The sequence below is a fragment of the Pseudomonas sp. GM33 genome, from assembly GCF_000282295.1.
GTDB classification, from domain to species: domain Bacteria; phylum Pseudomonadota; class Gammaproteobacteria; order Pseudomonadales; family Pseudomonadaceae; genus Aquipseudomonas; species Aquipseudomonas laurylsulfatiphila.
In genome coordinates, this window is the sequence record NZ_AKJO01000077.1 from 42325 (window position 1) to 55310 (window position 12986).

12 protein-coding genes are annotated in these 12986 nt (G+C 48.3%); all 12 read left to right on the plus strand.

The annotated features are described in order from the left end of the window. Positions 1-346 precede the first annotated feature (346 nt). The 12 genes from PMI26_RS16815 to PMI26_RS16770 all read left to right on the plus strand — a co-directional run bounded on the left by PMI26_RS16815 (position 347) and on the right by PMI26_RS16770 (position 12979). Positions 347-1738, plus strand: a complete 1392-nt coding sequence (locus PMI26_RS16815) for an undecaprenyl-phosphate glucose phosphotransferase (protein ID WP_157222266.1) — start codon at positions 347-349, stop codon at positions 1736-1738. Between the two features lie 84 nt (positions 1739-1822). Further along, complete coding sequence (locus PMI26_RS16810; protein WP_007974084.1) at positions 1823-3079, plus strand: oligosaccharide flippase family protein; 1257 nt, start codon at positions 1823-1825, stop codon at positions 3077-3079. Between the two features lie 33 nt (positions 3080-3112). Then, the gene (gene pseB / locus PMI26_RS16805) at positions 3113-4111 is read left to right on the plus strand and encodes a UDP-N-acetylglucosamine 4,6-dehydratase (inverting) (RefSeq protein ID WP_007974086.1); all 999 of its coding nucleotides are present in this window, start codon (positions 3113-3115) and stop codon (positions 4109-4111) included. A 3-nt stretch (positions 4112-4114) separates the two neighbouring features. Continuing rightward, positions 4115-5275, plus strand: coding sequence for a UDP-4-amino-4,6-dideoxy-N-acetyl-beta-L-altrosamine transaminase (pseC, locus tag PMI26_RS16800; protein ID WP_007974088.1), 1161 nt, complete (start codon positions 4115-4117; stop codon positions 5273-5275). Beyond that, positions 5272-5967: a pseudaminic acid cytidylyltransferase gene (pseF, locus tag PMI26_RS16795; protein ID WP_007974090.1), complete on the plus strand. Its 696-nt coding sequence runs from the start codon at positions 5272-5274 to the stop codon at positions 5965-5967. The genes pseC and pseF overlap by 4 nt, the downstream gene beginning before the upstream one ends. A gap of 11 nt (positions 5968-5978) precedes the next feature. Next, positions 5979-7085 carry a UDP-2,4-diacetamido-2,4,6-trideoxy-beta-L-altropyranose hydrolase gene (gene pseG / locus PMI26_RS16790; RefSeq protein WP_033047802.1) on the plus strand — a complete coding sequence of 369 codons (1107 nt, stop codon included), beginning with the start codon at positions 5979-5981 and terminating at the stop codon, positions 7083-7085. 8 nt (positions 7086-7093) lie between these two features. Further along, positions 7094-7738 carry a formyltransferase family protein gene (locus PMI26_RS16785; protein WP_007974094.1) on the plus strand — a complete coding sequence of 215 codons (645 nt, stop codon included), beginning with the start codon at positions 7094-7096 and terminating at the stop codon, positions 7736-7738. After that, positions 7731-8801, plus strand: a complete 1071-nt coding sequence (gene pseI / locus PMI26_RS16780; RefSeq protein WP_007974098.1) for a pseudaminic acid synthase — start codon at positions 7731-7733, stop codon at positions 8799-8801. The genes PMI26_RS16785 and pseI overlap by 8 nt, the downstream gene beginning before the upstream one ends. Further along, on the plus strand, positions 8798-9754 hold the full coding sequence (locus PMI26_RS16775) for a polysialyltransferase family glycosyltransferase (protein WP_007974100.1): 957 nt from the start codon (positions 8798-8800) through the stop codon (positions 9752-9754). The genes pseI and PMI26_RS16775 overlap by 4 nt, the downstream gene beginning before the upstream one ends. Continuing rightward, the gene (locus tag PMI26_RS31385; RefSeq protein WP_157222265.1) at positions 9736-11094 is read left to right on the plus strand and encodes a DUF6418 domain-containing protein; all 1359 of its coding nucleotides are present in this window, start codon (positions 9736-9738) and stop codon (positions 11092-11094) included. Before PMI26_RS16775 ends, PMI26_RS31385 begins: the two co-directional genes overlap by 19 nt. A 17-nt stretch (positions 11095-11111) precedes the next feature. Next, the gene (locus PMI26_RS30600; RefSeq protein WP_007974103.1) at positions 11112-11975 is read left to right on the plus strand and encodes a glycosyltransferase family 2 protein; all 864 of its coding nucleotides are present in this window, start codon (positions 11112-11114) and stop codon (positions 11973-11975) included. Continuing rightward, positions 11963-12979 carry an NAD-dependent epimerase/dehydratase family protein gene (locus PMI26_RS16770; RefSeq protein ID WP_007974105.1) on the plus strand — a complete coding sequence of 339 codons (1017 nt, stop codon included), beginning with the start codon at positions 11963-11965 and terminating at the stop codon, positions 12977-12979. The genes PMI26_RS30600 and PMI26_RS16770 overlap by 13 nt, the downstream gene beginning before the upstream one ends. The last annotated feature ends 7 nt before the right edge of the window (positions 12980-12986 follow it).

The following is a 12986-nucleotide window of genomic DNA, read 5'->3' on the forward strand; positions in this document are numbered from 1 at the left end:
CCGTCAAGGAACAGACGCATAGTCCTCTGCTGAGCCATGGCTCGGCCTGCCCGATTGACTCCCTCACCCCCCAAATAAACTGCCAGCGCTCGCGCATCGGCTCATTCGTCGCACCCACGGCGCACGTTCTCAGGAAACCAACGGTCAATCCTGGGGCGGTAGCGTGCCCAAAACCTTGATATTGGCCAAGGCGAGTGCGTTCCCTGTCAAGGAAAAGGGAAACGCCACGACACAGACCGGTTTGCGCCAGAGGCTCAAACAGCAACTAAAGCGGCATGGAGTGAACACTCCAGACAGCAGGCATGCCCAGGAAGGCTATGTCCAAATCGACGCAAGGGACATTATTTTGATTCGCAAGCGCAATACCACGCTACCAGCCGGTCGCGGTCTTACGTTCTGGACCCAATGGCTTGGCGCAATCTCCGCACTCATCCTCCTGCTCTGTGCACTGGCAACCATAAAGACCGGGGAAGTCGAAGCCCACTACCGGATACTCGCGGCATTCATGCTGCTCGGTTCGGTACCCGCCTACTCCATGATGCAGGTCTACCATAAACACCATGGCTATTTGGTAGGACTAGGCCGATTGTTGGCTGGCTGGCTGGTGCTACTCTCCGGCTTGACCGTCGTGGCGTTTATCACCAAAACCAGTGAGCTTTTTTCCCGCGAAGTGATTATCAGCCTCGCGCTCGGTGGTTTCGTACTCCAAGCCTGTCTCTATGTGCCGCTGCATAACTTCTCCCGGCGTTACCAGCAAAAGCTGCAACTGGAACGTACGTCCCTGATTATAGGCACCGGTGACCTGGCCCAGGAACTCGCGGACAAATTGGTTCGCAACAGAAACGAACCACTGGTTGGCCTGGTAGCCGCGGACGACCAGCCCTCGCCCAGCAACGGCCTGTACCCGGTGATTGGCAGCCTTGCACACCTGCGGGACCTGATCGCAACCCACCGGATTCGCCGCCTCTACATCGCTTTGCCGCTGACAGAAGCCGAACAGATCGAAGGCCTGTACATCGACCTGTTGGACTCCAGCGTCGACGTCATCTGGACCCCGGATCTGCAAAGCCTGATCCTGCTCAACCACTCCGTCAGTGATATCGAAGGCCTTCCCGCCATTCACCTGAACGAAAGCCCACTGACGTCCTACCCCACCGCCGCCGCCTCTAAAGCGATAATGGACCGGACCGTCGCACTCATCGCGATCATCCTCCTCAGCCCGGTATTGCTGGCCACCGCCATCGCCGTCAAATGCTCATCCCCTGGCCCGATCCTGTTCAAACAGAAACGCCACGGCTGGAACGGCAAGATCATCAAGGTCTGGAAGTTTCGCTCGATGCGCATGCACGACGACCAGGAAGTCAAGCAGGCCAGCCGTGACGACCCTCGCGTAACCCGCGTCGGTCAGTTCATCCGCCGCACCTCCCTCGACGAACTGCCGCAACTGTTCAATGCCCTGCAAGGCCGCATGTCACTGGTAGGCCCTCGCCCTCACGCCGTGGCGCATAATGATTACTACACCGGAAAAATCGATGCCTACATGGCTCGACACCGAATCAAACCGGGGATTACCGGGCTTGCTCAAATCAGTGGTTGTCGCGGCGAGACAGAAACCATCGACAAGATGGAGAAACGCGTAGAACTTGATCTTGCGTATATCAATAATTGGTCGTTGTGGTTGGACATCAAAATATTGATAAAAACTCCCTTTACATTGTTGTCGAAAAACATCTACTGACCCCTGCAGAACGTGCTCAAGAGCGTCGCCTTGACGCGCAGTAACAATTCCATTAAATGAATCAAACTAGAAATTAGCCCCTGAATGCCAGCTAACAACATCACCCGCCTCATCAATATCGCCCTGCGAGGTCTGACACTAGCCAGCAAGTTCCTATTGATATTTTTTCTGGCAAGGTTCCTTGAGCCCGCCGAGCTTGGACTATATGGGCTACTCGCGGCTACCATTGGCTATGCGCTCTACCTACTGGGCTTCGATTTTTACACCTTCACCACCCGTGAAATTCTCAAGCGCGACCGGTGCGAATGGGGTGGTCTACTAAAGGACCAAGGCGCACTTTCACTGGTGCTCTACGCAATTTTTCTACCATTGCTTAGCCTCATATTCTTTAAAGGACAATTGCCCTGGCATGTCGCAAGTTGGTTTTTTGCACTACTGGTGCTTGAACATCTGACCCAAGAGCTAGGCCGTCTGCTGATTGCTATCTCGGAACAGTTGTTGGCAAGCACTGTTTTGTTCTTACGCTCAGGAATCTGGGCAGTGGCGGTTACCGCCCTCATGTTTTTTTCACCAGAGTCGCGCTCGCTAAATTTCGTTCTAGGGGCCTGGACTATAGGCGCGTTTGTCGCATTACTACTGGGTATCTACCGGCTCAACCAACTCGGGATAGCGGGTTGGCATAAGGAAATTGACTGGAAATGGATCCGCAAGGGACTGAAAGTCGCTATTCCGCTTCTGATAGCGACACTTGCCATTCGTGGTTTGTTCACCCTAGATCGCTATTGGTTCGGAGCATTAGCAGGGCTCGATATTCTCGGTGCCTATGTGCTCTTTATGGGCGTTTGCAACGCTTTAATATCGTTTCTCGATGCTGGTGTGTTCGCCTTCATCTACCCAGGATTGATCAGCGCTTACAACAAACAGGATTCAGACGCTTTTCGCCAAGGTTTACGAAAAATGCTGATACAAACCCTACTGCTGACAATTATCTTTGTCGCGGTTGCGATTGTATTGATTGCCCCACTGCTAAGTTGGTTGAACAAACCCCTTTATCTCGAGCATCAAGATCTATTCCAGTGGCTTTTGCTGGCTACACTGCTATATGCGGTCGGAATGGTTCCGCATTTCGCACTTTATGCCCAAGGACAAGACCGTCCAATTATTCACAGCCACATCGCCAGTTTGATGTGTTTCATTCCGACAACATGGCTGCTTTCCACCCATTGGCCCTACCTCGCAGTACCACTTGGTCTGTGCACAACATTTGCTCTAATCCTTATCTGGAAGTCTTGGGCGTACTTCGTCCTGACACCAACACAATATCGCCTGCTTCAATCCTGAATCACACCAGGCATCAACATAGGAAATCGTTGAATGTTCACCAACAAAACCATTCTCATCACTGGCGGCACTGGCTCCTTTGGCAACACTTTCGTGCCAATGACGCTGGCCAAATACAACCCGAAGAAGATCATCATCTTCTCCCGTGATGAGATGAAGCAGTGGGACATGGCGAAGAAATTCGAGGGCGACTCCCGCGTTCGTTTCTTCATCGGTGATGTGCGCGACAAGGATCGTCTGTACCGCGCACTGGATGGTGTCGATTATGTCGTTCATGCTGCCGCGACCAAAATTGTTCCGACCGCGGAATACAACCCATTCGAATGCGTGAAAACCAACATCAATGGCGCTATGAACCTGATCGATGCGTGCATCGATAAAGGCGTGAAAGGTGTAGTTGCGCTTTCTACGGACAAAGCGAGCAGCCCTATCAACCTGTACGGGGCGACGAAGCTAGCATCGGACAAACTGTTCGTTGCCGGTAACTCCTACGCTGGTGGTCATGACACCCGTTTTTCCGTAGTCCGCTATGGCAACGTTATGGGTTCGCGCGGCTCGGTGATTCCGTTTTTCATGTCGATCAAGGACAAGGGTGTACTGCCAATCACCGACGATCGGATGACACGCTTCATGATCTCCCTTGAAGAAGGCGTAGAGCTGGTTTGGCATGCCTTTGAAGATATGGAAGGCGGCGAAATCTACGTTAAAAAAATCCCGTCCATGAAGGTCACAGACCTGGCTCGTGTGGTTGCACCTGAAGCACAACAGGAAGTGGTCGGCATCCGCCCAGGCGAGAAGCTGCACGAGCAGATGATCAGCGCCGAAGACGCCTACTACACATACGAATATCCAGAACACTTCAAAATTCTGCCAACCATCAACGGTTGGGCGACTTGCGCCAAACGCATCAAAGATGGCCAAAAAGTGCCTGAAGGTTTCGTCTACGCCAGCGACAACAACAGCGAATGGATGAGTGATGAAATGCTGGCAACCTGGATCGATCGCAACTACGAAAAAATCGGGAGCATCTGATTCATGATCCCGTACGGTCGCCAGGACATCACTCAAGCGGACATCGATGCCGTTCTGGAAGTATTGCAATCCCCCCATCTCACTCAAGGGCCCATGGTGCCGCGTTTTGAGCAGGCAGTGCTCAGCCACGTTGGCGCACAGCATGCACTGGCCGTTAACAGTGCTACCTCAGCGCTGCATATCGCTTGCCTGGCGCTCGGTCTCGGCATTGGCGATTGGCTGTGGACTACTCCGGTCACATTCGTAGCTTCAGCCAACTGCGGGCTTTATTGCGGCGCTCAGGTCGACTTCGTTGATATCGACCCGCGTACCTACAACCTTTGCCCACAGGCGCTGGAGCGCAAACTCGAGCAGGCAGAGCGCGAAGGCAAGCTACCCAAAGTAGTGGTGCCTGTGCATCTGTGCGGTCAGCCTTGCGATATGCAGGCAATTCATGTTCTAGCTCAGCGTTACGGCTTCAAGATCGTCGAAGATGCTTCCCACGCCATTGGTGGTAAATACCAGGGCGAGCCGATTGGTAACTGCCGCTATAGCGACATCACTGTCTTCAGCTTCCATCCGGTAAAAATCATTACCACCGCTGAAGGTGGCATGGCACTGACCAATGACGCTGCTTTGGCCCAGCGTATGGACTTGTTGCGCAGTCATGGCATTACCCGCGATCCCGCGCTGATGACCAAGGAAATGGAAGGTCCTTGGTATTACCAGCAAGTTGATCTTGGCTACAACTATCGCATGACTGACCTTCAAAGTGCACTGGGCGTAAGCCAAGTAACGCGCCTGGAGCAATACGTTGCCCGTCGCCATGAATTAGCACGGCGTTATGACGATCTTTTGTCAGATCTGCCCGTTACGACACCATGGCAGCACCCAGACAGTTATTCGGGCTTGCATTTGTATGTGATCCGTCTGCAACTGGACAAAATCCGCAAAAGCCATCGCGAAGTGTTTGAAGCGTTACGCTCGCAGGACATCTTGGTTAACCTGCACTACATCCCGGTGCATACCCAACCGTACTACGAGCAAATGGGCTTCGAAGTTGGTCAGTTCCCTGAAGCGGAGAATTACTACAGCGAAGCTATCAGCATACCGATGTACCCTACCATGACCGAAGCGCAGCAGGACCAAGTGGTTGAAGCTTTGCGCGAGGTGACGCAGGCATGAAATTGGCGGTCATTCCTGCCCGTGGTGGCAGCAAGCGCATACCACGCAAGAACATCAAATTGTTCTGCGGCAAGCCAATGATTGCTTGGTCCATCGAAGCGGCGCTGACAAGCGCCTGCTTTGACGAGATTATCGTCTCCACTGACGATATCGAGATTGCCGAAGTGGCACGTCAGTACGGTGCTTCTGTGCCATTTATGCGCCCAGCCGAGCTGTCAGATGATTATACCGGCACCATCCCGGTTATCAGTCATGCCATTGAATGGTTAAACGGCAAGGGCCATCGGATCGATCAAGTTTGCTGCCTTTATGCTACAGCTCCATTCGTAAGCCCCGAAGATATCCGTCAAGGCTTGGACATACTTACAGAAAAGGGCTGTGACTATGCCTTCTCGGTAACCAGCTATGCCTTCCCGATACAGCGCGCCATTCGTATCAACGCTGAAAGCCGGGTCGAGATGTTCACCCCTGAACACTTCAATTCCCGCTCACAAGATCTTGAAGAGGCTTGGCATGATGCCGGCCAGTTCTATTGGGGTCAGTCCGATGCATGGGTGAGTAAAAAAATGTTTTTCACTCCAAACTCAGCCCCGGTGCAGCTGGCGCGCCATCGCGTGCAGGATATCGACACCCCTGAAGACTGGCTTCGTGCAGAATGGATGTTCAAGGCGATGCAGGCCCAAACCAACTGATGGTGGCCAAAATGAACGTGATCTTTCGAGTCGACGCCTCGTTACAAATGGGTACTGGTCATGTCATGCGGTGCCTTACTCTAGCGGAGGCATTAAAGGCCAAAGGTGCGGAGTGCCAGTTCATCTGCCGCGAGCATACTGGCAATTTGATAGAACTCCTTAGGCACAAGGGGTATCGCGTACATGTGCTAGCGATTGCATCACCTGCATCGATCTTAACTGCGATGGATGAGTCACCAACCAGGCCGCAACTCGCTCATGCCGGCTGGCTGGGCGCCACTCAGGAACAGGACGCTTCGGAGTGCGCCTCGCTGATCGCAGAACTGCAACCCAACTGGCTGATCGTTGACCACTACGCACTGGATGCGCGCTGGGAAATAGCTCTACAACCTCACTACCGCAAACTGATGGTAATTGATGATTTAGCGGATCGCCAACACGCCAGCGACTTACTACTGGACCAAACTTTCGGCCGCGACCCGAAGGCCTACCAACCATGGGTTTCCGCTAGCTGTAGTGTTCTGTGTGGTTCTCAATACGCCTTGTTACGCCCCGAGTTTTCCGCTCTACGCGAATATAGCCTCAAGCGCCGCGAGCCCCCTCAGCTGGAACACTTACTCATAACCATGGGCGGTGTAGATAAAGACAACGCAACTGGGAATATTCTTATAGCACTCAAGTCCTGTGAGCTGCCAATCGGCTGCCGCGTTACTGTCGTCATGGGTGCAAGTGCACCTTGGATCAACGATATTCGTCAAAAAGCCGAACAGCTACCTTGGCCAACCGAAGTTCTGGTGAACGTTAGCGACATGGCTCAACTGATGGCAAATAGCGATCTGGCAATTGGTGCTGCGGGCTCAACATCTTGGGAGCGTTGCTGTTTAGGATTGCCTAGTTTAATGGTCGTACTGGCAGATAATCAAAGATCAATTGCGAAAGCGTTACAGGATACCGGAGCTTCCAAAATAATTGGTGACTCATCGTCCGATATAACAATCTACGAATTGATTACTGAACTTGTTAGCAATACGCAAAATCTTGGATGTATGAGTGATGCCGCCAGACATGTCGCAGATGGAAAGGGTACAGCGCGTGTAGTTTCTTACTTGTTCGCATAAGGTCATGCATGAAAATCACTCTGTTGTGTAGCGACGAGCAGCACCCCGTTAATAATCACCTATTACGATGGATCAAGCTTAATTGCGACTCACATCAGATCGCATTAACTCGAAAAAAAACAGAACTACCGGGTGGCGATATTCTGTTTTTAATTTCCTGTTCGGAAATCGTGAACGCTCAAGACAGAGCCAAATATCGGTCTTGCCTGGTACTTCACGCAAGCGATCTGCCAAGAGGGCGCGGCTGGAGTCCTCATATATGGCAGATAATCGAAGGCGCACATGAGATAACTCTGACCTTACTAGAAGCCGAAGACAGTGTGGATAGCGGTAAAATCTGGAGCCAGATTTCATTTCCACTACCAAAACACGCCCTGTGGAACGAGCTCAACGAAAGGTTATTTGACGCCGAGATCGAACTTATCGACTTCGCCGTTGAAAACTACGAAAAAATTGAACCGCGCCCTCAAAATCTCGATATTAAGCCGACTTACTACGCTCGACGCACTCCTGAAGACAGCAGGTTAGACCCTGACAATTCGATTGCCAGTCAATTCAACAAAATTCGCGTATGTGATCCAAAACGCTTCCCTGCATTCTTTGAATTGCATGGACACCGATATAAAATTAGTTTGGAGAAAATCAGTGACTAAACATATCAAAATTGACGGACGTGACATTGGTGACGGTTATGCTCCATATATAATTGCAGAGATGTCAGCCAACCATAACGGTAATTTAAATGTCGCAATGCGCATTATCGAAGAAGCTAAACGCGCAGGTGCAGATGCTGTAAAAATTCAGACATACCGCCCCGATACAATTACTTTGAAATCTGATCTTCCTGATTTTCAAATTACTGATGGGTTGTGGGCTGGCCGTACTTTGTATGATTTATATGAGTGGGCTCACACCCCTTGGGAATGGCATGCACCACTTTTTGAGTACGCCCGCAAGCTTGGGATCACCATTTTTAGCTCACCGTTCGACCATACTGCAGTCGACCTACTTGAAGCTCTAAACGCCCCTGCCTATAAAATTGCTTCTTTTGAAGCGATAGATTTGCCTTTGATAAAGTACGTCGCGAGTACTGGTAAGCCGATGATCATCTCGACCGGTATGGCTGACGCCGAAGAGATCGAAGAGGCTATAGATGCTGCGCATGAAGGTGGTTGCAAGCAACTGGCTATCCTTCATTGTGTCAGTGGCTACCCGGCACCTGCACAAGACTACAACCTAAACACGATCCCCGACATGATTAGGCGCTTCGGCCTTGTCACCGGCTTGTCTGACCATACGCTGGACAACACCACTGCCATCGCCAGTGTGGTACTCGGTGCTTCTATTATAGAAAAACACTTTACGCTAGATCGCAATGGTGGCGGACCAGACGACAGTTTTTCGCTCGAACCCGCAGAGTTAGTGGCCCTATGCAGGGACAGCAAAACAGCTTGGTCGGCCATGGGAAAAGTTGATTATGGGCGGAAGTCCAGCGAGATGGGAAACGTGAAGTTCCGTCGCTCACTCTATTTTGCTCAAGACATTAATGTGGGCGAAACAATAACTGCCGCCAACTTGAAAAGTGTCAGACCGGGATTCGGTTTGCCACCGAAATTTTTACCGCAATTGATAGGACAACGAGTTACCGAGCGCGTTAATGCAGGGACACCTGCAACATGGGAAGTAGTTACAAAACTGCCGAGCACTGAAAAGTGAGATCGATAGTAATTGCGCACTGCAGCTCCTGGTACCATTTTCTTGGCTTATACGCGTACCTAAACAGCCAGAAAAAAAAATACTCAGAGATACATCTGATTCATGAAGGCTTTCTTCAAAAAAAAGCAAAAATCCCAACGTACGCCGTTAGTATTTTTTGCGACAACCTAAAAGTATATGAGAACATTGACCATCTTCAAAAGGCTCTAGCTCCCAAGGGCGAAATAAAACAAGACGTTATAATCATAACCACAAACGCACACCCAACTAAGCTTTTATCAATCACAAAAAAAGCAAACTCCGTAGAAACCATACAAATTGAGGAGGGAATCGGTTCTTATGGAAATTTCAAACAATTAGTCCTTGCAAGACTCCGAGAATCAAAAGGCTACAAACGCAAACTTATTGCGTTACCCAAAATAGCGCTAAGAGAGTTAGCAATAAAAATAGTCCCTCACCTTGCAAAAAAAACATCATTTTTAATGTTTTCTAGAGATGGTAAAACAATAAATAACGAGGTGGTTAGCTCGTACAGAGAAGCACTCCACGACCTATCGACACATACGGATTGCTCGCATCTAGATATATCAAAGCTAGTGATAAGCTCGCCCTTCACCGAACTTGGCATGATCAGCGCTGACAAGTATACAAAAACGTTAACGCAGTGCCTAGGTGATATATCTGGCAACATATTTATAAAAGCCCACCCCTTAGAAGAACACGAAAAATTCAAACACTTAAACTTAGTCACAGACGAAATACCCGTCGAATTACTAATATTAAAAAACTCACAGCATCTAAAAGAAATTTACTGCTTCAGCAGCACCGCTATTTATACATGCCACCTTTTATTAGGAATTACCCCCAAAAGGATTAGTGAGCTTGACTTGTTTTATAAAAACTTCAGTCTAGAACAGAGAAGAATCATTGATAAATGCTGCGATATAATCTAGCCTCAAAAGATATTTTAAGTGCGACAGGTGGGAAGCTTAATACACAAAAGGCTTCGCTAGCACTACTCTTGTTAGCCAGCCTAATTTTAGGCCCGCTTTATTCTATGTTTGGAATATCCGTAGACCTACAATACTCTAGCATTCTAGGCCTGCTAGCTCTTACACTCTTTATAAAGGTACAATTCCAAAAAAAACCGAAAAAAACGCTAACCTCATACTTTTACATTTATTACTTCTTTTCCATGCTGATAAGTGCCGCCGTAATAGAAAACGGAGCATTAATGTTTGAAATAGGAGAACAAGGCAGTTACAACGGCACATTTTGGACAATCTTATTTTATTTTCTACTTGGCTTTACTTCAATCAGTTTTGGATTTTCATTACACAGCAAAATTAGCAATGGCCCAATCCTAAAAGCGAGATACTCAATCAAATTAGAAAGACTAGTAGTAGCAATCTTTCTGATTGCAACCTTACTAGTATCCGCACTGATACTAATTAAGTATTCAAGCCCAATACTTCTCGGAGTTGAAAGATTTACTTTTTGGAATACAATAGTTCCACCAGGACTACAAATTGCTAAATCCTTAATTACTCAAGCTTTTTATTTTGTCCCTGCATTAATAATTGTCGCAAATAGTAAACAGCGCAAAACGATGACACTTCTTGCCACTTTCACCTGGATCGGCATTACACTTTTTGTGCTCGGAGAAAAATTTACGGCTTTTCAGTACTACTTAGCCATCGCAGCTTTCTATTTCGCTGCTTTAGGAACTCATTCGAAAAAACTTAAAATCCCTTACAAAACTCTTGCAACAATATTCACCGTCCTAATTAGCATCCTTGCATATGTATACAGCGCGACCGGGTATTCAATAGATTTTGTTTACAGCAGGATAGCGCTTCAATCGCAATTAACGTGGATTACGATAGAGAAAAACATGAATGTCAGCTCCATCTGGACAGGAGCATCTGAACTAACTATGGCCGTACTTCCCGGCGATCGATTTGACCGATACGCCGACGCGGGTGTCAGTCTGACTGGATTTTTTCCAGCCGTTCAAATTGCAGCTCTGGGTTACACCCTCAGTTCGATCTTACACATTTTAATTTTCATTATTGCAGGATTTATCCAAGCCGAAATACTTAAATTGATCAGCAACAAATGCATCACCCAAAGTTTTTTTCTCTTCAAATTATACATTTCACTGATCTTTTTTTGGTTGGCCTTGGACGCTGCACAACTCTACAACGGTGTAAACCTTGTTTGTCTAGTCTTACTATTGGCAGGGTTCATCATGCAAAAATTTGCCAAAAACAGAACAACAAGCCATATTTAAAGCAGGTAGGATCCCAATTGAAAGATAATTTATCAATAAGCTGTATCCTTGCGACTTATGGCAGACAAGAAGAAGTATTGGCATTCATAACCTCACTAGAATCCCAGACACTGCCAACCTCCCAATTTGAGTTGATCATAGTTGATCAAAACTCAGAAAATATTTTAGATGAATACGTCGCGAAATTTTCAAGCTCAATAAAAATTGTGCATATCAGGTCATCAGTTAAGGGACTATCAACAAACAGAAACATAGGACTTTCCTATGCACAAGGAGCATATGTTTGTTTCCCAGATGATGACTGCACTTATTACCCCGACACGCTTTCTAATGCGCTGGAAAAGCTGAAGTCCACAAACAAGCAGATGATATTAGGTGCAATAAGAGATCGGAGCACGGGCGAAAAGCTAATAAAGAACTGGCCAGACATCATAAAAACGGTGAACAGGTGGAACTTTCAGAGATACTCCACCTCTATCACTATTTTCGCAAAACGCAACGATCTTAAATTCTGTGAGGCGTTAGGTGCAGGAACATCAAACGGTTCATGCGAAGACCTTGACTACATATACAAATCCATCAAGACCTTCGGGCCCGCCATTTATTTTCCAGATTTAGATGTCTGGCACCCCGCACCTGAAATATCGGAAATACCGTCGAATAAAGTTGCGTCTTACGGTCGAGGGTTTGGCAAGTTTTGCAGAATCAACAGTCCGGACATGGCAATAGCTTCTATACTAATCCTTACTCTAACTTACCACGCGACTCAGTTCTTTATTGAACTTACAAGACTCAACATACGCGGTGCAAAAAATCGGGCTATAGCATTCTCCTCCCGCGCAATTTCGTTTCTATATCGAGACAAATCATGGAATCAGTAGTTATCTTTGGCGGCACAGGTTTTATTGGTGCGTTCTTTGCCAACTTCATCCTCCAAAACACTAAAATAAACAAAGTATATTTATTCGACCTCGAACCTATAACAGAAAAAAAAAGCTCATTCAGAAAAAGGTTACTTCTGGACCCACGTTTAATCTTTGTTAAAGGCGATATTAGGAATCCAATCTGGTGGCAACCTGCGGAAAAGATCTCACTTATAGCTAACTTTGCTGCTGTTCATCGTGAGCCTGGCCACGTAGATCGCGAATACTACGAAACCAACCTGCTTGGCGCCGAAAATGTCTGTGCGTGGGCGGAAAGAAGCGGTTGCAATCAAATAATTTTCACCAGCTCCATTTCTCCCTATGGACCGAGTGAAGATGTCAAGGACGAGCGCTCGCTTCCGATACCAGCCACTGCTTATGGTGGGTCGAAACTCGCCGCTGAAAAAATCCATCAGATCTGGCAAGCACGCAATGCCACGCAGCGTCGCTTGGTAATCGCTCGCCCCGGAGTTGTTTTCGGACCGGGAGAAGGTGGCAACGTTTCACGCCTGATCAAAGCAGTACTGAATCGTTACTTCTTTTATATGGGCAACCGCGAAACCCGTAAGGCCGGCGTCTATGTCAAGGAGCTGTGCAATGCCATGTGGTGGGTCTTGCAACAGCAGGAGGCAAAGGGTGAATACGTCAGTCTATTCAATATGTCTATGAACCCAGGCCCTTCCATCGAGGAATATGTGAATACCGTCTGCAAGGTGGCGTGCGTAAAACGTACTATTCCAGGGGTGCCATTTCGGCTCTTGGCCACAGCAGCCTATATTATCGAAGCCGTTGCCAAGCCCTTGGGGATCAATCACCCTTTCAGTCCGGTACGCATACGCAAACTAGTGCGTTCCAATAATATCCTACCTGCCTATTTGGTGGAAAACGGGTACCCCTATATGTACACCTTGGAAAGTGCTTTTGCCGATTGGAAGCAAAACTGTCCTGAAGAATGGAAATAATGGCGAG